The 20,444-nt window shown below is 71.9% G+C and carries 17 protein-coding genes; 16 read left to right on the forward strand and 1 reads right to left on the reverse strand.

What is annotated here, in order from left to right; translation table 11 throughout:
• The first annotated feature begins 236 nt into the window (after window positions 1-236).
• Window positions 237-545: a putative quinol monooxygenase gene (locus tag K3769_RS17670; protein ID WP_267027379.1), complete on the forward strand. Its 309-nt coding sequence runs from the start codon at window positions 237-239 to the stop codon at window positions 543-545.
• A 95-nt stretch (window positions 546-640) separates the two neighbouring features.
• On the opposite strand, the gene K3769_RS17675 is transcribed toward K3769_RS17670, so the two are convergent.
• Window positions 641-973 (reverse strand): DUF427 domain-containing protein, encoded by a 333-nt coding sequence (locus tag K3769_RS17675; protein WP_267027380.1) that lies wholly within the window; start codon window positions 971-973, stop codon window positions 641-643.
• A gap of 147 nt (window positions 974-1,120) precedes the next feature.
• Here K3769_RS17675 and K3769_RS17680 point away from each other — a divergent pair, with 147 nt between their 5' ends.
• The 15 genes from K3769_RS17680 (at window position 1,121) to K3769_RS17750 (ending at window position 20,434) form a co-directional block, all read left to right on the forward strand.
• Window positions 1,121-1,660 (forward strand): LOG family protein, encoded by a 540-nt coding sequence (locus K3769_RS17680; RefSeq protein WP_267027381.1) that lies wholly within the window; start codon window positions 1,121-1,123, stop codon window positions 1,658-1,660.
• A gap of 169 nt (window positions 1,661-1,829) precedes the next feature.
• The gene (locus K3769_RS17685) at window positions 1,830-2,282 is read left to right on the forward strand and encodes a DUF5707 domain-containing protein (RefSeq protein ID WP_267027382.1); all 453 of its coding nucleotides are present in this window, start codon (window positions 1,830-1,832) and stop codon (window positions 2,280-2,282) included.
• A 71-nt stretch (window positions 2,283-2,353) separates the two neighbouring features.
• Window positions 2,354-3,052 carry an SDR family oxidoreductase gene (locus K3769_RS17690; RefSeq protein ID WP_267027383.1) on the forward strand — a complete coding sequence of 233 codons (699 nt, stop codon included), beginning with the start codon at window positions 2,354-2,356 and terminating at the stop codon, window positions 3,050-3,052.
• A 207-nt stretch (window positions 3,053-3,259) separates the two neighbouring features.
• Window positions 3,260-4,228 carry a methionine synthase gene (locus tag K3769_RS17695; RefSeq protein WP_267031425.1) on the forward strand — a complete coding sequence of 323 codons (969 nt, stop codon included), beginning with the start codon at window positions 3,260-3,262 and terminating at the stop codon, window positions 4,226-4,228.
• Between the two features lie 24 nt (window positions 4,229-4,252).
• Complete coding sequence (gene ligA / locus K3769_RS17700) at window positions 4,253-6,586, forward strand: NAD-dependent DNA ligase LigA (RefSeq protein WP_267027384.1); 2,334 nt, start codon at window positions 4,253-4,255, stop codon at window positions 6,584-6,586.
• A 262-nt stretch (window positions 6,587-6,848) separates the two neighbouring features.
• Complete coding sequence (locus K3769_RS17705; protein ID WP_267027385.1) at window positions 6,849-9,158, forward strand: putative bifunctional diguanylate cyclase/phosphodiesterase; 2,310 nt, start codon at window positions 6,849-6,851, stop codon at window positions 9,156-9,158.
• Between the two features lie 190 nt (window positions 9,159-9,348).
• On the forward strand, window positions 9,349-9,645 hold the full coding sequence (gene gatC, locus K3769_RS17710) for an Asp-tRNA(Asn)/Glu-tRNA(Gln) amidotransferase subunit GatC (RefSeq protein ID WP_267027386.1): 297 nt from the start codon (window positions 9,349-9,351) through the stop codon (window positions 9,643-9,645).
• A gap of 5 nt (window positions 9,646-9,650) precedes the next feature.
• The gene (gene gatA, locus K3769_RS17715) at window positions 9,651-11,174 is read left to right on the forward strand and encodes an Asp-tRNA(Asn)/Glu-tRNA(Gln) amidotransferase subunit GatA (protein ID WP_267027387.1); all 1,524 of its coding nucleotides are present in this window, start codon (window positions 9,651-9,653) and stop codon (window positions 11,172-11,174) included.
• A 5-nt stretch (window positions 11,175-11,179) separates the two neighbouring features.
• Window positions 11,180-11,413: a hypothetical protein gene (locus tag K3769_RS17720; protein WP_189776246.1), complete on the forward strand. Its 234-nt coding sequence runs from the start codon at window positions 11,180-11,182 to the stop codon at window positions 11,411-11,413.
• A gap of 15 nt (window positions 11,414-11,428) precedes the next feature.
• Entirely contained in the window at window positions 11,429-12,940 is a 1,512-nt protein-coding gene (gene gatB / locus K3769_RS17725) for an Asp-tRNA(Asn)/Glu-tRNA(Gln) amidotransferase subunit GatB (protein WP_267027388.1), read from the forward strand.
• A gap of 257 nt (window positions 12,941-13,197) precedes the next feature.
• Window positions 13,198-15,474 carry an MMPL family transporter gene (locus K3769_RS17730; protein WP_267027389.1) on the forward strand — a complete coding sequence of 759 codons (2,277 nt, stop codon included), beginning with the start codon at window positions 13,198-13,200 and terminating at the stop codon, window positions 15,472-15,474.
• Entirely contained in the window at window positions 15,452-16,042 is a 591-nt protein-coding gene (locus K3769_RS17735) for a GNAT family N-acetyltransferase (protein ID WP_267027390.1), read from the forward strand. Before K3769_RS17730 ends, K3769_RS17735 begins: the two co-directional genes overlap by 23 nt.
• 52 nt (window positions 16,043-16,094) lie before the next feature.
• On the forward strand, window positions 16,095-16,721 hold the full coding sequence (locus tag K3769_RS17740) for a hypothetical protein (protein WP_267027391.1): 627 nt from the start codon (window positions 16,095-16,097) through the stop codon (window positions 16,719-16,721).
• Window positions 16,722-16,952: 231 nt separating this feature from the next.
• Window positions 16,953-17,147, forward strand: a complete 195-nt coding sequence (locus K3769_RS17745) for a hypothetical protein (RefSeq protein WP_267027392.1) — start codon at window positions 16,953-16,955, stop codon at window positions 17,145-17,147.
• A 200-nt stretch (window positions 17,148-17,347) separates the two neighbouring features.
• Window positions 17,348-20,434, forward strand: a complete 3,087-nt coding sequence (locus K3769_RS17750) for a helix-turn-helix transcriptional regulator (protein ID WP_267031426.1) — start codon at window positions 17,348-17,350, stop codon at window positions 20,432-20,434.
• The last annotated feature ends 10 nt before the right edge of the window (window positions 20,435-20,444 follow it).

Below are 20,444 nucleotides of genomic sequence, written 5' to 3' on the forward strand. Positions count from 1 at the left end.
GGTTACGAGTGAGGCGACACCAGGAGTGTGCGGCGGGAGAGGCGGATCGAACGGCTCGCTGGCGGCCACCCGGCCTCGTCCCCGGAGAGGAGCACCCGACGGAGGGCAAGGCACCGGTAGGGAGCCGGCCAGTCGCACGCACCGCAGGCCGTTCGCGCACCAGCCCCACCGTCGCGGCCGTAGCGGCGTTCTGATCATCGCGACAGCGCGGACCGAGCAAAGGAGAGAGACCCGAGATGGCAACACAGGTCAGCAAAGCGGTTCTGGTACGCCTCGAAGCACTGCCCGGCAAGGAGGACGACGTCCGCGACTTCCTGAACCAGGGGCTCGCGATCGTCGAAGGGGAGCCCAAGACCGTCAGGTGGTTCGGAGTCCAGTTCGGACCCTCGTCGTTCGGGATCTTCGACGCCTTTCCCGACGACGACGGGCGCCAGACGCACCTGTCGGGTCAGGTCGCCCAAGCACTCGGCGCGAACACGGGCGTGCTCTTCCAGGAGCCCACGATCGAGCAGCTCGACGTCGTCGCGGAGAAGCAGCCCGTGTAGCGCTCCGGAACGTGACGGAGGCCCCCGCCGCGAACACTTGCGGCGGGGGCCTCCGTCATGCTGCCGAGGGCTCGGAGGGCGTAGCCGGGGTGGCGTCAGCCCGCCTCGACCGTCTCCACCTCGTAGAAGCAGAAGTGGTCCTTGATCTCGGCGACCTCCGGCTTCGGGTCCGGGTATGCCCACACCAGGTCCGGGGCGTCCGGGAGCGACCAGTAGGACGCGTCTCCCTTGAAGGGGCAGTGGGTGGACGTGTCCGACGGGGTCAGCAGGTCCACGTGGACGTCCTCCGGCGGGAGGTAGTAGCGCGGCGGGAGGCCCGTCTCGCGCAGCACCAGGGGGCGGGTGCTGTCGGCGAGCACCTTGCCGTTGTGGACCGCCCGGACGTGCTCGGTGCCCTGTTCGACGGTGATGCGATGGCCCTTGGTCACGGTTCGACTCCTCGGTAGAGGTCGCGCGGAGGTGGCTGACGTATGGCCCGTACGGCCGCGTCCGGTCACGTTCTTGATGAGTGCAGCGTCCGGCGCCGTCGCGTTCTTCCCTCCCCGGGTGCCGAAGGCGACCCGTAAATTGTGCGCATGAACATCTGCGTCTTCCTCTCCGCCGCCGAGCTCGACGAGCGCTACACCCGGCCCGCCCGCGAGTTCGCCGAGCTGCTCGGCAAGGGCGGGCACACGCTTGTGTGGGGTGGTTCGGACGTCGGCCTCATGAAGGTCGTCGCCGACGGGGTGCAGGAGGCGGGCGGGCGCCTCGTGGGGGTCTCCGTGGAGTTCCTGTCGGCGAAGGCGCGCCCCGGTGCCGACGAGATGATCGTCGCGCGGGATCTCGCGGAGCGGAAGGCGTTGCTCCTGGAGCACGCCGACGCCGTCGTCATCATGGTCGGCGGTACGGGCACCCTCGACGAGGCCACCGAGATCCTGGAGCTGAAGAAGCACGGGCACACCGACAAGCCGGTCGTCCTGCTCAACACCGCCGGGTTCTACGACGGGTTGAAGGAGCAGTTCCTGCGCATGGAGGCCGAGGGGTTCCTGCCCGTGCCGCTCACCGACCTGGTGTTCTTCGCCGAGGAAGCCGTCGGCGCGCTCGCCTATCTGGAAGAGAGCCGCGGCCAGCAGTGAGCGGGGGAGCACGCTGGGAGCGGCCCGAGTACGGGGCCGTGGGTAACGTACCCAGGCTCGTCTGAGTACGCGCGCTCATGACCGGACGGGTGGCGCGCGGCGAGTATCGGTGCAGCGGCGCACTCCAGGGGCGCCGGCCGTCCCAGCCGAGTCAGTTGTGGAGAACTCCATGTCCCGTCGTCTTGCCCTGTCCGTCGCCGCCGGTGTCGTCCTGCTCGGCGGCGCCGGTGGCTTCGCCCTGGCCCACGCCGGCGAGCAGCCCCCGGCCCTGGCGGACAGCGCCGCCCGCTACGCCGCTCCCGAGGGCGACCGCGACGGCTCGCTGACCTTCGGCACCGACGTCACGGCGTCCTCCGGGGTCAAGAGCGTGAAGGTGCTGGCGTGGCCCGAGGACTCGTCCTTCGCCGAGAAGGGGCTGACGAAGAAGGACATGGCCGTGGCGGAGTCCGCCGTCTGCGAGCCGGCCGGTGAGGACACCGCGCGCTGCACCTACACCGTCCCGGTCACCGCCGCCGACGCCGAGTCGTCCCCGCGCGGCGCCTGGCACGTCGCCGTCCTGGCCACCGACCGGAACGGCAACACGACGCTGGACACCGAGGCGGCCGGCTTCACCGTCCGCTGACCGGGGCGCCACCCCGACGGCGGGTACCGCCCGGGACCTGCCGTCGGGGCGCACCCGCGGATGCTGCGAGCATGGCGGGCATGGCTACTCATGTGATCACCGGAGCCGGCTCCGGCATCGGCGCGGCCGTCGCCCGCCGCCTCCACGCGCGGGGGGACGAACTCGTGCTGCACGCGCGCGACGCGGGCCGCGCGAAGGAGCTGGCCGCCGAGTTCCCCGGCGCCCGGACCCTCGTCGGCGACCTCGCGGACCCGGACCGGCTGTCCTGGGCGTTCTCCCACCAGACGCTCCCCGACCGGGTGGACTCGCTCCTGCACATCGCGGGCGTCATCGACCTCGGCAGGGTCGGCGACCTCACCCCGAAGACCTGGCGCCACCAGCTCGACGTCAATCTGATCTCGCCCGCCGAGCTGACCCGCCACTTCCTGCCCCAACTGCGGCTCACACAGGGCCACGTCGTCTTCGTGAACTCCGGTTCCGGGCTGAACGCGTACGCCGACTGGTCCGCGTACGCCGCCTCCAAGCACGGTCTGAAGGCCCTCGCCGACTCCCTGCGGCACGAGGAGCACGGCAACGGCGTCCGCGTCACCACCGTCTATCCGGGGCGCACCGCGAGCGCCATGCAGGCCAAGGTGCATCAGCAGGAGGGCAAGGAGTATGACCCCTCGAAGTGGATCGACCCCGAGTCCGTCGCCACGACCATCGTCATGGCGCTCGACCTGCCGAGGGACGCCGAGGTCAACGACCTGACGGTACGCCCCGGCCGCTGACCCACTCAGAACCGCCGCGGACCGGACCCGGACCCGCCGCTGACCGGACCGGGACCCGGCCGCCGACCGGACCCGGCCCAAGACCCGGCCGCCGCCGGGACCCGCGCCCGCCCTCCCGTGGGCCCCGGCCCCCCGCCGGTTCCGTACGCTTTCCGGGTGAGCGAAAAAAGCGAGTTCAGGCCCGGCCCCGCCACCGGCATCGGGTCGATGCCGGGCGGGGACGCCCGGGAGAGTGCCAAGAGCGTGGCCGGGACCTTCGAGGGCCCCGAGACAGGCATGCCGTACCTGGCGGAACTGCCCGCCCGCGGCCCCGGCGCCGACATGATCGGCCGGACCGCCGGAATGCTCTCCGAGCTGTACGCGCGCGTGGAGCCCAGCGGCTGGCGGCTCGGGGACCGGCCGGGCCGCGACACCAAGCGGGCCAGGTCCTGGCTCGGCGAGGACCTCGACGCCCTGGAGGAGTTCACCCAGGGCTACGAAGGGCCGCTGAAGGTGCAGGCCGTCGGCCCCTGGACGCTCGCGGCGGCCCTGGAGCTGCACAACGGCGAGGCGGCGCTCTCCGACGCCGGAGCCTGCCGGGACCTCGCCGGATCACTCGCCGAGGGGCTGCGCGAGCACCTCGCCGACGTACGCCGCCGTGTCCCCGGCGCCGAGATCGTCCTGCAGCTCGACGAGCCCTCGCTCATCGCCGTACTCCGGGGACAGGTGAGGTCCGCGAGCGGCTACCGCACCCACCGGGCCGTGGACCGGCAGCTCGTCGAGGCGACTCTCCGGGACGTGATCGGGATGCAGGAGGGCGGGCCCTCCGTCGTGCACTCGTGCGCCCCCGACGTGCCGTTCGCGCTGCTGCGCAGGGCCGGGGCGACCGGGGTCTCCTTCGACTTCTCGCTCCTCACCGAGCGTGACGACGACGTCATCGGGGAGGCGGTGGAGGCGGGGACCCGGCTCTTCGCCGGTGTCGTGCCGGGTACGGACGGTCCGTTGTCAGACCCTGCCGGTAGCGTCATGGGTGTCAGGACGCTGTGGCGCAGGCTGGGGCTGAGTCCGGGGCTTCTCACGGACGCGGTCACGCTCACCCCGTCGTGCGGACTCGCGGGCGCCTCTCCCGAGTACGCGCGCAGGGCGCTCGCCCACTGCGTACGGGCGGCGAGATCGCTCGCTGACAACCCGGAGTAATCAGAGTAACGGGAGGACGACACGGTGGCCGGCGACAAGGACGCACAGACCGCCTCGACCGAGGCCGGGGCGGAAACCGAGGCCGGGGCGGAAACCGGTGCCGAAGCCGAGGCCGGTGCCGAAGCCAAGGCCGGTGCCGAAGCCGAGGCAGGAGCCGGGGCCAAGGTCGAGGCCTCGGCCGCGGGGCCCGCGCCCAGCGAGGCACGGGAGAAGCACGCGCAGCTCGCCGAGCAGATCGAGGAGCACCGCTTCCGGTACTACAAGAATGACGCGCCGATCATCAGCGACGCGGAATTCGACACCCTCCTGCGCACCCTGGAGGCCCTGGAGGACGAGTATCCCGAGCTGCGCACCCCGGACTCCCCGACCCAGAAGGTCTCGGGGGCGGACGCGGCGGACTTCACGACGTTCTCAGCCGTCCAGCACGCCGAGCGCATGCTCTCCCTGGACAACGCCTTCGACGACGAGGAGCTGGCCGCCTGGTCCGACCGCGTCGCCAAGGACGTCGGCACGAGCGCGTACCACTTCCTGTGCGAGCTGAAGGTCGACGGCCTCGCGGTCAACCTCACGTATGAGCACGGGCGCCTCACGCGCGCGGCGACCCGCGGCGACGGCCGCACGGGCGAGGACATCACGCCCAACGTCCGTACGATCGCGGAGATCCCCGACCGGCTGACCGGCGAGCGCATCCCCGACCTCGTGGAGATCCGCGGCGAGGTCTACTTCCCGATGGAGAAGTTCGAGGAGCTCAACGCCCGCCTGGTGGAGGCCGGCGACAAACCCTTCGCCAACCCGCGCAACGCGGCGGCGGGTTCACTGCGCCAGAAGGACCCCCGCGTCACGGCCACCCGCCCGCTGCACATGGTGGTGCACGGCATCGGCGCGCGCGAGGGCTTCGACATCGACTGCCTCTCGCACGCCTACGAGCTGCTGCGCGAATGGGGCCTGCCGACGACCCGCTACGGCAAGGTCGTCGACGACCTCGACGGCGTGCGGGAGTTCATCGCCTTCTACGGAGAGAACCGCCACTCCGTGGAGCACGAGATCGACGGCGTCGTCGTCAAGCTGGACGAGATCCCCCTCCAGGGCCGCCTCGGCTCGACCTCCCGCGCCCCGCGCTGGGCGATCGCGTGGAAGTACGCGCCGGAGGAGGTCAACACCAAGCTGGTCAACATCCGGGTGGGCGTGGGCCGCACCGGCCGCGTCACTCCGTACGCGCAGGTGGAGCCCGTCACGGTGGCCGGCTCCGAGGTCGAGTTCGCGACCCTGCACAACCAGGACGTGGTCAAGGCCAAGGGCGTCCTCATCGGGGACACGGTGGTGCTGCGCAAGGCCGGTGACGTCATCCCCGAGATCCTCGGACCGGTCGTCGACCTGCGCGACGGCAGCGAGCGGGAGTTCGTGATGCCCGCCGAGTGCCCCGAGTGCGGCACACCGCTGGCCCCCGCCAAGGAGGGGGACATCGACCTGCGCTGCCCGAACGGCCGCACCTGCCCGGCTCAGCTGCGCGAGCGCCTCTTCTACCTCGGCGGCCGCAAGTCCCTGGACATCGAGAACTTCGGTTACGTGGCCGCCGCCGCGCTCACCAAGCCGCTGGAGCCCTCGGAGCCGCCCCTGGGGGACGAGGGGGACCTCTTCGACCTCACCATCGAGCAGCTGCTGCCCATCAGGGCGTACGTCCTCGACCAGGACAGCGGACTGCCCAAGCGGGACCCGAAGACGGGTGAGGAGAAGATCGCCACGGTCTTCGCCAACCAGGAGGGCGCGCCCAGGAAGAACGCTCTCGCGATGCTGGAGAACATCGCGGCGGCGAAGGAGCGCCCGCTGGCCCGGATCATCACGGGCCTGTCCATCCGGCACGTGGGGCCGGTCGCGGCCGAGGCCCTGGCCCGCGAGTTCCGCTCGATCGACCGCGTCGAGCAGGCCACGGAGGAGGAACTCGCGGCCGTGGAGGGCGTCGGGCCCATCATCGCCGCCTCGCTCAAGCAGTGGTTCGCGGTCGACTGGCACCAGGAGATCCTCCGCAAGTGGAAGGCCGCCGGCGTCCGCATGGAGGAGGAGGGCTCCGGGGAGGACGAGGGACCCCGCCCGCTCGCCGGACTGACCGTCGTGGTCACCGGCACGCTGGAACGTCACACACGCGACGGAGCGAAAGAGGCACTGCAGAGCAGGGGAGCGAAGGTGACCGGTTCTGTTTCGAAGAAGACGTCATTTGTTGTCGTAGGTGACAATCCTGGATCGAAGTACGACAAGGCCATGCAGCTCAAAGTGCCGGTTCTGAACGAGGACGGTTTCGCCGTTCTGCTCGAACAAGGACCGGAGGCAGCCGCTGAAGCGGCACTTCCGATCGAGGGGTAACGGTTGAAGACCACCCGTTCGGCGCATACCAGATGCATAGGGGCGGCCGTGTCGCATTCGGGCAACCGTGGACGACCGCTGCCCTTAGGAGCCTTCTGCGGCCTACTGTTGAGGTCTGCGCCTGCCGTGCCCAGCTGCGGTTGGGGCACCCCCTTGCTCTCCAGGAGTCGGGGGAAGGCTTTTCCAGACGCGGAGCCGCAGAGGGACTGATCGTGCATCGGGCCGCGCGGCGTGGGCACCGCCGGCCGTGAGAGGGACGGGAATGGAACCGACCGAGAGCGCCGCCCCGGACTCACGGCTGCGCCCACGCTGGATGACCGGCGTGCGGCGATGGGGGCACCCCTTGCTGGAGCGAAGCCGGGAGTTCGGGGCGGGCCTCGGCGTCACCGGTCCCGCGCGGCGGTCCCGCGTGCCGGGGCCGTCGTCGGCGCGGTTCGCCGGGGCCCGGCGCACCGGCACGGACGGGCACGGCTCGGGCCGGTTCCCCGCCGACCCCGGCTCCCCCTCCCAGTCGCCGGGCCAGGAGGGTGACCGGCGGCTGACCTGGCCCGCGCTGCCCACGGCGGTCCTGGTGGCCGCCGCGGCCGTGCTGGGCGCGGGGTTCTACCGCGCCTTCACCGGCCAGCACGCACTCTTCCCGTCCGGCTCGGCCGGCTGGGCGCTGGCCGCCCTGGTCGGCGTCATCGTCGGTCACCTGGTCGCGCTGGGCCGCTCCCGCTGGTGGGGCGGCACGGGCTCCGGAGCGGCCCTCACCCTCGCCGTCCTGCTGCTGTACGGCTGGGTGCCGGCCGGCATGGTCAGCCTCACCGTCGTCGTCCTCGTCGGCGTCGCCCGCCGGCACCGCTGGCGCCAGGGCATCCTGCACGGCGCGGTGGACATCCTCGGCCTCGGCGCCGGGGCGCTGATGCTGGCCGCGTTCGGCCGGGTGCCGTCCGTCGAGACGCCCTGGAAACCGGAGAACTGGACTGTTTTCACCGTGCCACAGGTGGTGTTGGCGGCCGGGGCGTATCTCGTCGTGAGCCGCGCGCTGCTCTGGTACCTCCACGCGCCGCGCACGCCCGGACTGCCCACCGTCGCCCGCACGGCCCTGGTCAGACAGGGGCTGGTGGCGGTCGCGCTGCTCGGTATCGCCCCGCTGATCTGTGTCGTCGCCATCGCCCTGCCCGTGCTCCTGCCGCTCTTCGCCGTTCCCCTCATCGCTCTCGACTCCACGCTCTGGATAGCGCGGGCCCGGGCCGAGGAGCAACTGCGTGATCCCCTCACGGGACTGCCCAACCGGCAGTGGCTGCTCGAACGGACCTGGCGGGCGCTGGACGACGCCGAGCGGATCGGTGCGCGTTCCGCGTTGATGCTGATCGACCTGGACCGCTTCCGGTCGGTGAATGACACCCTCGGACATCTCGCCGGGGACCGGCTGCTGTTGCAGATAGCGGACCGGCTGCGGATCGCCCTGCCGCGCGGAGCGGAGGCCGCGCGGCTGGGCGGGGACGAGTTCGCCGTACTGCTGCCCGTCGCCGACTCGACGACCACCGCGACCCGGGTCGCCCGCGGCCTCGTGACCGCGCTCGGATCGCCGCTCGACCTCGACGGGCTGACGCTCGTGCTGGAGGCCAGCGCAGGCCTCGCCGTCTTCCCCGACCACGCGCTGGACGCGGAGGGGCTGCTGCGGCGGGCCGACGTCGCGATGTACCAGGCGAAGCGGGACCGTACGGGGGTGGAGGTCTACGAGTCCAAGCGGGACTCCAACACCCCCGACCGGCTCGGCCTCCTGGGCGATCTGCGCCGGGCGCTCGACGCGGGGGACGTCGAACTGCACTACCAGCCGAAGGTGCGCTTCGACGGCCAGGTCGCCGGCCTCGAGGCGCTCGTCCGGTGGGTGCATCCCGAGCGCGGGAAGGTGCCGCCGGACGAGTTCATAGCCATCGCCGAGTCGTCCGGTCTGATGCCGCATCTCACCGAGTACGTACTGGAGGCGGCGCTCGCCCAGGTGGCGCGCTGGCGTGCGCAGGGGCTTCGGGTGCCGGTCGCCGTCAACGTGTCGCCCCGGGACGTGCACACCCCCGGTTTCGCGGGATCGGTGGCCGCGCGGCTCGCCCGGCACGGGGTCCCCGCGGGGGCGCTGCAGCTGGAGATCACGGAACACGTGCTGCTGGAGGATCCGCAGCGGGCCGCGGACACCCTGGCGGCGCTGACCGCGCACGGCGTGAAGATGTCCCTCGACGACTTCGGGACCGGGTACTCGTCGCTGGTGCACCTGCGGCGGCTGCCGGTGAGCGAACTGAAGATCGACCGCTCGTTCGTGGCGCGGCTCGCGGTGGACACGGAGGACGCCGAGATCGTGCGGTGCACGGTGGATCTCGCGCACTCGCTCGGGCTGCTCGTCGTCGCGGAGGGAGTCGAGGACGACGAGACGTGGGAGCGGTTGCGCGACCTCGGGTGCGACGCGGTGCAGGGGTGGCTGGTCGCCGCGGCGATGCCGTCGGACGAGGCCACGGCGTGGTTGCTGGCGCGGGGGTCGCGGGGCTGGCAGCGGCCCGCCGCGGCATTGCCTGCGGCAGCGGCGGACGAATAAAAAGCCCTTCCCACCCGCCCGTCCGTGACATGCACCTCGGCGGGTGGACGTTTTCCGCGGGGGGTTTCGCGCCGTCGGCGACTGCCCGTTCGCCTTCGCCCGGCGCCCCGGGGAAACCGATGTACGGGCATCTGGTCGCGCCCCATAGGATTGGGACACACCACACGCACTCACCCCTGAGGATCGCCGCATGCCTGGCATCACGCGCGAGGAGGTCGCCTACCTCGCCCGACTGGCGCGTCTGGAGCTGAAGGCCGAAGAGCTCGACCACTTCGCCGGTCAGCTCGACGACATCATCGGCGCGGTCGCCCGCGTCAGCGAGGTCGCCGACCAAGACGTACCGCCGACCTCCCACCCGCTGCCGCTGACGAACGTCATGCGCGCGGACGAGGTCCGTCCGTCGCTCACCCCCGAGCAGGCGCTCTCCGGCGCCCCGGCCCAGGAGCAGCGGCGTTTCAAGGTGCCGCAGATCCTGGGGGAGGACTAATCACCATGACGGACAGCACGAACACGACGAGCAGCAACGTCGACATCATCAAGCTCACCGCCGCCGAGATCGCCGCCGCGATCGCCGCCGGCGAGCTGACCGCCGTCGAGGTCACCGAGGCGCACCTCGCGCGCATCGGCGCCGTCGACGAGAAGGTGCACGCCTTCCTGCACGTCGACCGGGAAGGGGCGCTCGCCCAGGCCCGCGCGGTCGACGAGAAGCGGGCGCGGGGCGAGAAGCTCGGCCCGCTGGCCGGCGTGCCCCTGGCGCTCAAGGACATCTTCACCACCAAGGGCGTCCCGACCACCGTCGGCTCGAAGATGCTGGAGGGCTGGATCCCGCCCTACGACGCCACGGTCACCGCGCGGCTCAAGGCGGCCGACGTCGTCATTCTCGGCAAGACCAACATGGACGAGTTCGCCATGGGGTCCTCCACCGAGAACAGCGCGTACGGGCCGACCGGCAATCCCTGGGACCTCTCCCGCGTCCCCGGCGGCTCCGGCGGCGGTTCGTCCGCGGCCCTCGCCTCCTACCAGGCGCCCCTCGCGATCGGCACGGACACCGGCGGCTCCATCCGCCAGCCCGCCTCCGTCACCGGCACGGTCGGCGTGAAGCCGACGTACGGCGGGGTGTCGCGGTACGGCATGGTGGCGTTCTCGTCCTCCCTGGACCAGGGCGGTCCCTGCGCCCGTACGGTCCTGGACGCGGCCCTGCTGCACGAGGTCATCGCCGGACACGACCCGCTCGACTCGACCTCCGTCGACGAGCCGGTCCCGGCCGTCGTGGAGGCCGCCCGCAACGGCAGCGTGGACGGTATGCGCGTCGGCGTCGTCAAGCAGTTCCGCGGCGAGGGCTACCAGGCCGGTGTCGTGCAGCGCTTCGACGAGTCGGTCGCGCTCCTGAAGGAACTGGGCGCCGAGATCGTCGAGCTGGACTGCCCGTCCTTCGACCTGGCCCTGTCGGCGTACTACCTGATCGCCCCGTCGGAGTGTTCGAGCAACCTCGCCCGGTTCGACGGTCTGCGCTACGGCCTGCGCATCGGTGACGACGGCACGCACTCCGCCGAGGAGGTCACCGCCCTCACCCGCGAGGCGGGCTTCGGCGACGAGGTCAAGCGCCGCATCATGCTCGGCACGTACGCGCTCAGCTCCGGCTACTACGACGCGTACTACGGCAGTGCCCAGAAGGTCCGTACGCTCATCACGCGGGACTTCGAGAAGGCGTTCGAGCAGGTCGACGTGATCGTCTCGCCGACGACGCCGACCACCGCCTTCCCGATCGGCGAGCGCGCCGACGACCCGATGGCGATGTACCTCGCGGACCTGTGCACCATCCCGACCAACCTCGCGGGCAACGCCGCGATGTCGCTGCCCTGCGGCCTCGCACCCGAGGACAATCTGCCCGTCGGCCTCCAGATCATCGCGCCGGCCCTCAAGGACGACCGCCTGTACAAGGTGGGAGCAGCCGTCGAGGCCGCGTTCGTGGAACGCTGGGGACACCCGTTGATCGAGGAGGCTCCGTCGCTGTGACCGCCATGGCCAAGAAGGCAAAGAACTTCAAGAAGTCGAAGACCGGGCTGTACGTGTCGCTCGGCAGTACCGCGTTCGGCGCGATCAGCGTCGCCAAGCAGATCAAGCTGGCCCGCAGTGACGGGGACACGCTGAGGCTGATCGACGCGACCGTGTCCGCCGCCGCCATCGTCACCGGCCTCGCCATCCTCTACCGGGAGCTCAAGCGCCTGGGCGACGAAGACGTCCTGCTGGGCTGAGGGGAAAGTTTCACCGTGACTGTCACGAATGACCTGGTGTCGTACGAGGACGCGCTGGCGTCGTACGACCCCGTCATGGGCCTTGAGGTCCATGTCGAACTGGGCACCAAGACCAAGATGTTCTGCGGCTGTTCCACCGAGCTGGGCGCCGAGCCCAACTCGCAGACCTGCCCGACCTGTCTGGGCATGCCCGGCGCGCTGCCGGTCGTCAACGCGATCGGCGTCGAGTCCGCGATCAAGATCGGCCTCGCGCTGCACTGCGAGATCGCCGAGTGGTGCCGTTTCGCCCGGAAGAACTACTTCTATCCGGACATGCCGAAGAACTTCCAGACCTCCCAGTACGACGAGCCGATCGCCTTCAACGGCTACCTCGACGTACAGCTGGACGACGGCGAGGTCTTCCGCGTGGAGATCGAGCGCGCCCACATGGAGGAGGACACCGGCAAGTCGCTGCACGTCGGCGGCGCGACGGGCCGTATCCACGGCGCCTCGCACTCGCTGCTCGACTACAACCGCGCCGGCATCCCGCTCATCGAGATCGTCACCAAGCCGATCGAGGGCGCGGGCGAGCGTGCCCCCGAGGTCGCCAAGGCGTACGTCGCCGAGCTGCGCGAGCTCATCAAGGCGCTCGGGGTCTCCGAGGCCCGGATGGAGCAGGGCCAGATGCGCTGCGACGTCAACCTGTCGCTGCGTCCGCACGGCCGGGAGAAGTTCGGTACGCGCAGCGAGACGAAGAACGTCAACTCGCTGCGTTCCGTGGAGCGTGCGGCCCGGTTCGAGATCCAGCGGCACGCCGCCGTGCTCGACGGCGGCGGCACGATCATCCAGGAGACCCGCCACTTCCACGAGGACACCGGGTCGACGACCTCGGGGCGCGTGAAGGAGGAGGCCGAGGACTACCGGTACTTCCCGGAGCCCGACCTCGTGCCGGTCGCGCCGTCCCGCGAGTGGGTCGAGGAACTGCGCGCGGGGCTGCCCGAGCAGCCGCTGGCCCGCCGCAACCGGCTGCGCGAGGAGTGGGGCGTCAACGCCCACGACATGCAGTCGATGCTCAACGCCGGGGCCATCGACCTCATCGTCGCCACGATCGCGGCGGGCGCCGACGCGGCCTCCGCGCGCAAGTGGTGGATGGGTGAGCTGGCGCGCGCCGCCAACGAGTCCGGGGTGTCCCTGGACGCCCTGGCCATCACGCCCGAGCAGGTCGCCCGGGTGGCCGCGCTGGTCGCCGAGGGTTCGCTCAACGACAAGCTGGCCCGTCAGGTCATCGACGGGGTCGTCAAGGGTGAGGGCACGCCGGACGAGGTCGTCGAGAAGCGCGGTCTGAAGGTCGTCTCGGACGAGGGTGCGCTGACGGCCGCGGTCGACGAGGCCATCGCCGGGAACCCCGGGGTCGCGGAGAAGATCCGTGGGGGCAAGGTGGCGGCGGTCGGCGCTCTCGTGGGGGCCGTCATGAAGGCCACGCGGGGACAGGCGGACGCCGCGCGGGTCAAGGAACTGATCCTTGAGAAGCTGGGTGTCGAGGGCTAGTCCTCGACTGGGGCTTGCTTGTGCGGAGGGGCGTTGCACCTGGGGTGCGGCGTCCCTCCGCCGTTTCCTGCCGCAGATGCCCGTCCGGGGCGACAGAGTCCCGTGGAATGTCGTGTGAACTGTCTCGCACTCGTGTGAGTAAGGCCATGAACGGGGCCGACGATCTCTTTGGGCTGGAAGAGTGACAACGCATCGGTCATGCGTTCTTTGCGGGCAGTTCCCGATAAAGATCCACAAATCCCCCAGGGAGCTCGTCCGTGGCAGCCCTCGCACGCTGGTGTGTGCAGCACCGTCTCGTCGTCCTACTGCTCTGGCTCACCGCCCTCGGCGGAACCGCCGCCGCCGCACTCGTCGCCGGATCCGCGTACTCGAACGACTACCAGGTGCCGGGCACCGAGTCGGGCCGGGCCGCCGAACTGCTCCAGGAGAACTTCCCCGGGCTCGGCGGCGACGGCGACACCGTCGTGTGGCACTCCACCCCGGACACGGTCCGCGCGGCCGACGTCGAACAGACCATGACCCGCACCCTCGACCGGATCGCCGCCCTGCCGGGGGTGAGCACGGTCCTCAGCCCCTACGAGGGCGCCGGCGCCGGGCAGATCAGCGGCGACGGGCGTACCGCCTACGCCACGGTGACCTTCGACGAACCGGCCGAGGACATCGACCGGGGCGAGGCCGCGGCCGTCGTCGCCGCCGCGCAGGCCGCCCGGGCCGACGGGCTCCAGGTCGAGCTGGGCGGCCAGGCCGTCGCCCTCACCGAGTCCTCCGGCGGACACCTCGCCGAGATCGTCGGCGTGGCCGTCGCCGCCGTGGTCCTCTTCCTAGCCTTCGGTTCCCTCGCCGCCTCGGCCCTGCCCATCGCCACGGCGCTGGTGGGCGTCGGCACCGCGTACGCGGGAATCGTGCTGCTCGGACACCTGATGACGGTCGCCGACTTCGCGCCCATGCTCGGTCTGCTGATCGGCCTCGGTGTCGGCATCGACTACGCGCTGTTCATCGTGACCAGGCACCGCCGCGGTCTCAAGCGCGGCCTCCCGGTCGAGGAGGCCGCCCGTGAGGCGGTGGCCACCACCGGGCGCGCGGTCGTCTTCGCGGGCGCCACCGTCTGCGTCGCCCTGCTGGGCATGCTCATCCTGCGGCTCGGCTTCCTGAACGGCGTCGCGATCGCCGCCTCGCTCACCGTGGTCCTCACGGTCGCGGCCTCCGTCACCCTGCTGCCCGCGCTGCTCTCCTTCATCGGCACGCGCGCGCTCAGCCGCCGCGAACGCCGACGGCTGGCCGAGCACGGGCCACAGCCGGAGGTTCCCGCCGGGCTCGCCGCCCGCTGGTCCGCCTTCGTCGAACGGCACCCCAAGCTCCTCGGCGGGGCCGCCCTCGCCGCCATGGCGCTGCTCGCGCTGCCGATGTTCTCCCTGCACCTGGGCACCTCCGACCAGGGCAACAACCCGGAGACGGCCACCACGCGACAGGCGTACGACCTGATCTCGAAGGGCTTCGGGCCGGGTATGAACGGGCCGCTGATCCTCGTCACACCGGTCGTCGGCGCCCAGGACCGGCTCGCCCTCGACAACCTCGACGCCACACTGCGGCAGACCGAGGGCGTCCGGGACGTGACCCCGGTGACGTACGACGGCGACGGGGACACCGCCCACCTCGTCGTCGTACCGGAGTCCTCACCGCAGTCCCGGCAGACCAGCGAACTCGTCGACCGGCTGCGTACCGACGTGCTGCCGCGGGCCGAGGCCGGTACCACCCTCGATCTCCGGGTCGGCGGTATCACCGCCGGATACGACGACTTCGCGGACGTCATCGTCGGGAAGCTGCCCCTCTTCGTGGGCGTGGTGATCGGCCTCGGCTGCCTCCTGCTGCTGTTCGCCTTCCGGTCCGTCGGCATCCCCCTGAAGGCCGCCGCGATGAACGTCGCCGCCGTCGCCGCCTCCTTCGGAGTCGTCGTGGCGATCTTCCAGTGGGGCTGGGGCAGCGAACTTCTCGGCCTCGGCCGGGCCGGCCCGGTCGAACCCTTCCTGCCCGTGATCATGGTCGCCGTGCTCTTCGGGCTCTCCATGGACTACCAGGTGTTCCTGGTCGGCAGGATGTACGAGGAGTGGCTGGAGACCGGCGACAACCGCCGGGCCGTGCGCGTGGGCCTCGCGGAGACCGGCCGGGTGATCAACTCCGCCGCCGTGATCATGATCTCGGTCTTCCTGGCCTTCGTGCTCAGCGGCGACCGCGTGATCGCGATGTTCGGCATCGGGCTGGCCGCCGCCGTCGCCCTCGACGCGTTCGTGCTGCGTACGCTCCTGGTGCCCGCCCTCATGCACCTGCTCGGCGGCGCCAACTGGTGGCTGCCCGGCTGGCTCGACCGGCGCCTGCCGCGGCTCAGTATCGAGCCGCCGGAAATCCGTACCGCCGCTCCGGACCGCCGTGCGACGATCCCGGGGGCGCGCGGCGACGCGCCCGTGGACGCGGCGGACGCACCCGTGGCGGTACTCGTGAAGGAGCGGCAGCAGGATGTACGCGATATCCCTGGGTGACGACGGTGCCGAACTGCGGCCTCTTGAGCCGTGGCACGCGGACGAGTTCCTGGCTCATCTCGACCGCGGACGCGAGTTCGTCCAGCAGTACATCTCCTTCGGGTCGCGTGTCACCGACGCCGGCTCCGCGCGCGAGCTGCTCCAGTCGTTCGCCGACAAGAAGGCCGCCGACACGGGCAGCCTGCACGGGATATGGCTGGAGGGCCTGCTCGTCGGCGGTGTGCTCTTCCGTGTCTTCGACGCCGAGCACGGGGTCTGCGAGGTCGGCTGCTGGCTGGAGCCCGCGGTGTCGGGCCGCGGTCTGGTCACGCGCGCGATCCGCGTCCTCATCGACTGGGCGGTCGACGCACGCGGCATCCACCGTGTGGAGTGGCATGCGGCCGTCGCCAACGAGCCCAGCCTGAACGTGGCCCGTCGGCTCGGCATGAGCCGCGAGGGCGTCCTGCGCGAGAACTGGCCCCACCGGGGCGTACGACAGGACACGGAGGTGTGGTCGGTCCTCGCGGGGGAGTGGCGGGCCGCCCGCCGGGCCGCCGCCGGACAAGGGGATCTGCCGGCCCGTGCGTGAGGATCCTGGGATCTTTAAGAAATTCTCAGACAGCGTCCGTACGGTGCGGAGCATGGGAACCAAGACAGAGAACGAGGCCGGGATCGAGACCGGCACCGAGGCACAGCGCGAGGACGAGGCCGTGAAGCTCGGCAAGGGCGATGAGACGGGCGAGGCCAACAGCGAGGAGAAGGGCACGGCCGGCGAGGTCGGAGAGGTCGAGAACTCCGAGGACTCCGAGGCGGCCGACGGCGACCTGGAGCAGGACGAACAGGACGTCGTGGCGGCGCGAAGCGGTTCCGGGGTCGGCATGGGCGCCGCCGCGGTCGTCTCCGCGGGACTGGGCATCGTCTCGCTGACCGGCAGCTGGGTCGGCACGATCGCGCAGGCGCGCGACTCGCTGTACGGCCAGCTGGAGACCGCGCAGGGCTCGCCCGTCGCCACCCAGATCAAGCAGGTGTACGCCGACTCCTGGAACGCCAACGCCCTGGTCGCCGGCTTCTTCGCGCTGGCCGCGCTGATCGTCGGCGTCGTGGTGCTGGTGCGGCCGGCGTTCGGCAACCCGGACCGGATCCCCGCCCAGTCCCCGTGGGTCAAGTCCGTCGCCTGGGCGGGTGTCTCGCTCGGCGTCATCGGCCTGCTGCTGGCCGCGCTCAAGTACTCCGACGTCCTGCTCGGCATGCCGACGACCACCGGCTGACCGACCGCACCACTTTGCACGTACGCGAGGAACCGCGCGTCCTGAGGGGCCTTAGTCCCGCCGTGAGCCACTCACGGCGGGACTAAGGCCCCTCGCGCGTGCAAGATGCGGAACTCTCCCGATGTGGCGCACCCCCTGGGAGACGAAGGTGGAGGCATCACGAACGAGCGAAGCCGACGGTGACTCCCCACCGGTCACTCTTCGCCGGTCACTCTTCCCAAGGGGTACGAGATGTTCGAGTACGAGCTCCAGCAGATCCGGGCCGCGGAAATGATCCGCGCCGCCGACGACTACCGCATGGCCCGCGAGGCCGTCCGCACCCGCCGTGCCGCCCGGCACGAGGCCGCGCGGTCCGGTCACCACGACGGCGAGGGGCGGGTGAACGGCCACCGCCCCCGCAGGCCCCGGTTCGCACGCGCCGCGTGAACGCCGGGGCACCGAGGGGCGGCCGCACGGGGGTCGGCCGCCCCGCACGGAACGAAGGGGCGACGACCGCTCACCCGGTCACGGACCCGCCCCCGGCCGCCGCGGCCGGGCCCGAGGCCACCGGCATGCTCCGGCCGGACGGCCCGGGGGCCGCGGCCCGGCCGCGGATAACCAGTGCCGTCGTGTCCGACCCCTGTGCGATGCTCGGCGCTGTGGAGACCAGGTCCGTCAGTCCCGTCTTCGTCGGCCGGACCGACGAACTGGACGTACTGAACGACGCGCTCGCCCGCGCCACCGCGGGCGAGCCGCAGGCGTTGCTCCTCGGCGGCGAGGCCGGCGTCGGAAAGACCCGGCTCATCGAGGAGTTCGCGGCGGGCGCCTGCCGCGAGGGCGCCGTCGTGGCCGTCGGCGGCTGCGTCGAGATCGGCGCCGACGGACTGCCCTTCGCCCCCTTCTCCACCGCCCTGCGGGCCCTGAGGCGCCATCTGCCCGACGCACTGGCCACCGCGGCGGCGGGCCAGGAGGAGGAACTGGCCCGGCTGCTGCCGGAGTTGGGGGAGACCACCCGCGGACGGCACGACGAGGACGGCATGGCCCGCCTCTTCGAACTCACCGTCCGCCTCCTGGAACGCGTCGCCGCAGACCGCCCCGTCGTCGTCCTCCTGGAGGACCTGCACTGGGCGGACGCCTCCACCCGCCACCTCCTCGCCTACCTCTTCCGGACCCTGCGCAGCGGCCACCTCCTCGTCGTCGCCACCTACCGCGCCGACGACGTCCACCGCCGCCACCCGCTGCGTCCGCTCCTCGCCGAACTCGACCGGCTGCGCACCGTCCGCCGCATCGAGCTGCGCCGCTTCACCCGCGCCGAGGTCGCCCGCCAGATCGCCGGAATCTTCGGCTCCGAGCCCGACGCGGCCCAGGTCGACGACATCTTCGCCCGCTCCGACGGCAACGCCTTCTTCGTCGAGGAACTGGCCGTCGCCGCCCATGACGGCTGTGCCACCGGCCTCACCGACTCCCTGCGCGACCTGCTCCTCGTCCGCGTCGAGAGCCTGCCCGAGAGCTCCCAGCGGGTCGCCAGGATCGTCGCCGAGGGCGGCTCGACGGTGGAGTACCGGCTGCTCGCGGCCGTGGCACGGCTCTCGGAGGACGACCTCATCGAGGCGCTGCGGGCCGCCGTCGGCGCCAACATCCTGCTCGCCACACCCGACGGCGACGGCTACCGCTTCCGCCACTCCCTGGTGCGCGAGGCCGTCGGCGACGACCTGCTGCCCGGCGAGCGCTCCCGCCTCAACCGCCGTTACGCCGAGGCCCTGGAGGCCGACCCCGCCCTCGTACCGGCGGGGGAGCGCGCCGCCCGGCTGGCCAGCCACTGGTACCACGCGCACGACGCCGCCAAGGCCCTGCCGGCCGTCCTCGACGCCTCCGTCGCGGCCCGCCGCCGGCACGCCTACTCGGAGCAGGTACGCCTCCTGGAACGGGCGATGGAGCTGTGGGACACGGCCCCCGAAGCCGTACGCGCCGCCCTGCGCACCGCCGACTACAGCGAGGCCTATCCGCCCCCGCCGCCCGAGGTGCGCGCTGCGGGCGCCGGCGACCGCGACCCGGCCACCGCCCCGCTGCGGTACCTCGACCTGCTGGCCGAGGCCGCCGTGGCGGGCCGGCTCTGCGGGGAGCGCAAGCGCGCGCTGAAGACGACCAAGCGAGCCCTGCACCTCCTTGAGGACGAGCGGGACCCGCTGCGCGCCGCCTGGTTCTGGCTCCAGCGCTCCCGCCTCGTCGAGGGGCAGGGCCTCGGCGACGGCTGGCAGGAACTGGGCACCGCGCAGGACCTCGTACGAGGACTGCCGCCCTCAGAGGTGCACGCGGACGTCCTCGCCCATGTCGCCAACTGGCTGATGACGCACCGGCCGGGCCCGGACGCCCTCCAGGCCGCCGAACGCGCCGTGCAGTACGCCCGCATGGTCGGCGCCCGCGACATCGAGCTGAACGCCCGCCTCACCCTGGGCGGACTCCTGGTCGAGTCCGGCGACATCGGCGCCGGACTGGCCGAGGTGCACGAGGTCAAGGAACGGGCCACGGAACTCGGCGCCGCCTATGTGCTGGGCCGCGCCCATGTGAACTTGCCCTCCCATCTGGAGGGCGTCGGCCGCTCCCAGGAAGCCGTCGGCATCCTGGAGGAAGGCGTCCTGCTCACCCGCAGATACGGACTCCTGGACACCGAGGCCTGGATCTGGGGCAACCTCGGCGAGTCCCTCTTCTCGCTCGGCCGCTGGCCCGAGGCCGCCGAGGCCGGATACCACTCGGAGCGTGTCGGCCAGAGCGCCAAACCCCGGGGTTTTCGCACCATGCTCCACGCCCGCCTAGAACTGGCCAGGGGCGACCTGCCCACCGCCCGCGCCCGACTGGCCGAGGCCCGCGGCCACTTCGGCACCCACGACGCCGTGCCCCAGAACGCGCTGCCGCTGACCACCCTCGCGATCGGCATCGCCGCGGGCGAGGGCCGTCTCCTCGACGCCCGCACGGAACTGGCCGAGGCACTGCGTCCCGGCTTCCCGCCGGGCACCCAGCGCTACGGCTGGCCCCTGCTGCTCGCCGCGGCGACCGCGGAGGCCGACGCCCGCGGACTGCCCGCCGCCGAACCGGGCCGCGCCGCAGTCGTCGAGCGCCTGCGCACGACCGCCAAGTCCCTCACCACGAACGTGCCCGTATGGCAGGCGTACGAGCTCTGGGTGCGCGTCGAACTGCTGCGCGCCGAGGGCCGGGACACCCCGGACGACTGGGCCGCGGTCGTCGCGGCCTTCGAACCGCTGGAGCGCCCGTACGACCTGGCCCGTGTCCGCCACCGGCTCGCGGAGGCCCTGCTGGGCTCCGGCGGCACGGAGGACGAGCGGGGCCGCGCCACCGAGCTGCTGCGGCTGGTCCGGGCCCTCGCGGACCACCTCGGCGCACGGCCGCTCACCGACGCCGTCGCCCTGCTCGCACAGCGGGCCCGCCTCACCCTCGCCCCGCCTTCCGGCCGGACCCCCGTCGCCGTCGACCCGGCCGAGGCGCTGGGCCTGACCAGCCGCGAGCGTGACGTCCTGCGACTGGTGGCCGTCGGCCGCACCAACCGCCAGATCGCCGGGGAGCTCTTCATCTCCCCGAAGACGGCCAGCGTCCACGTCTCGAACATCCTGGCCAAGCTCGGCGTCTCCGGCCGCGGCGAGGCGGCGGCCGTCGCGCACCGGATGCGGCTGTTCCCGCCGGAGACGGCCGCCGCCGGCCCGGCCGGGCGGGCCCGCTGAGTCTCCCGAG

This window comes from Streptomyces ortus (assembly GCF_026341275.1).
Lineage (GTDB): Bacteria > Actinomycetota > Actinomycetes > Streptomycetales > Streptomycetaceae > Streptomyces > Streptomyces ortus.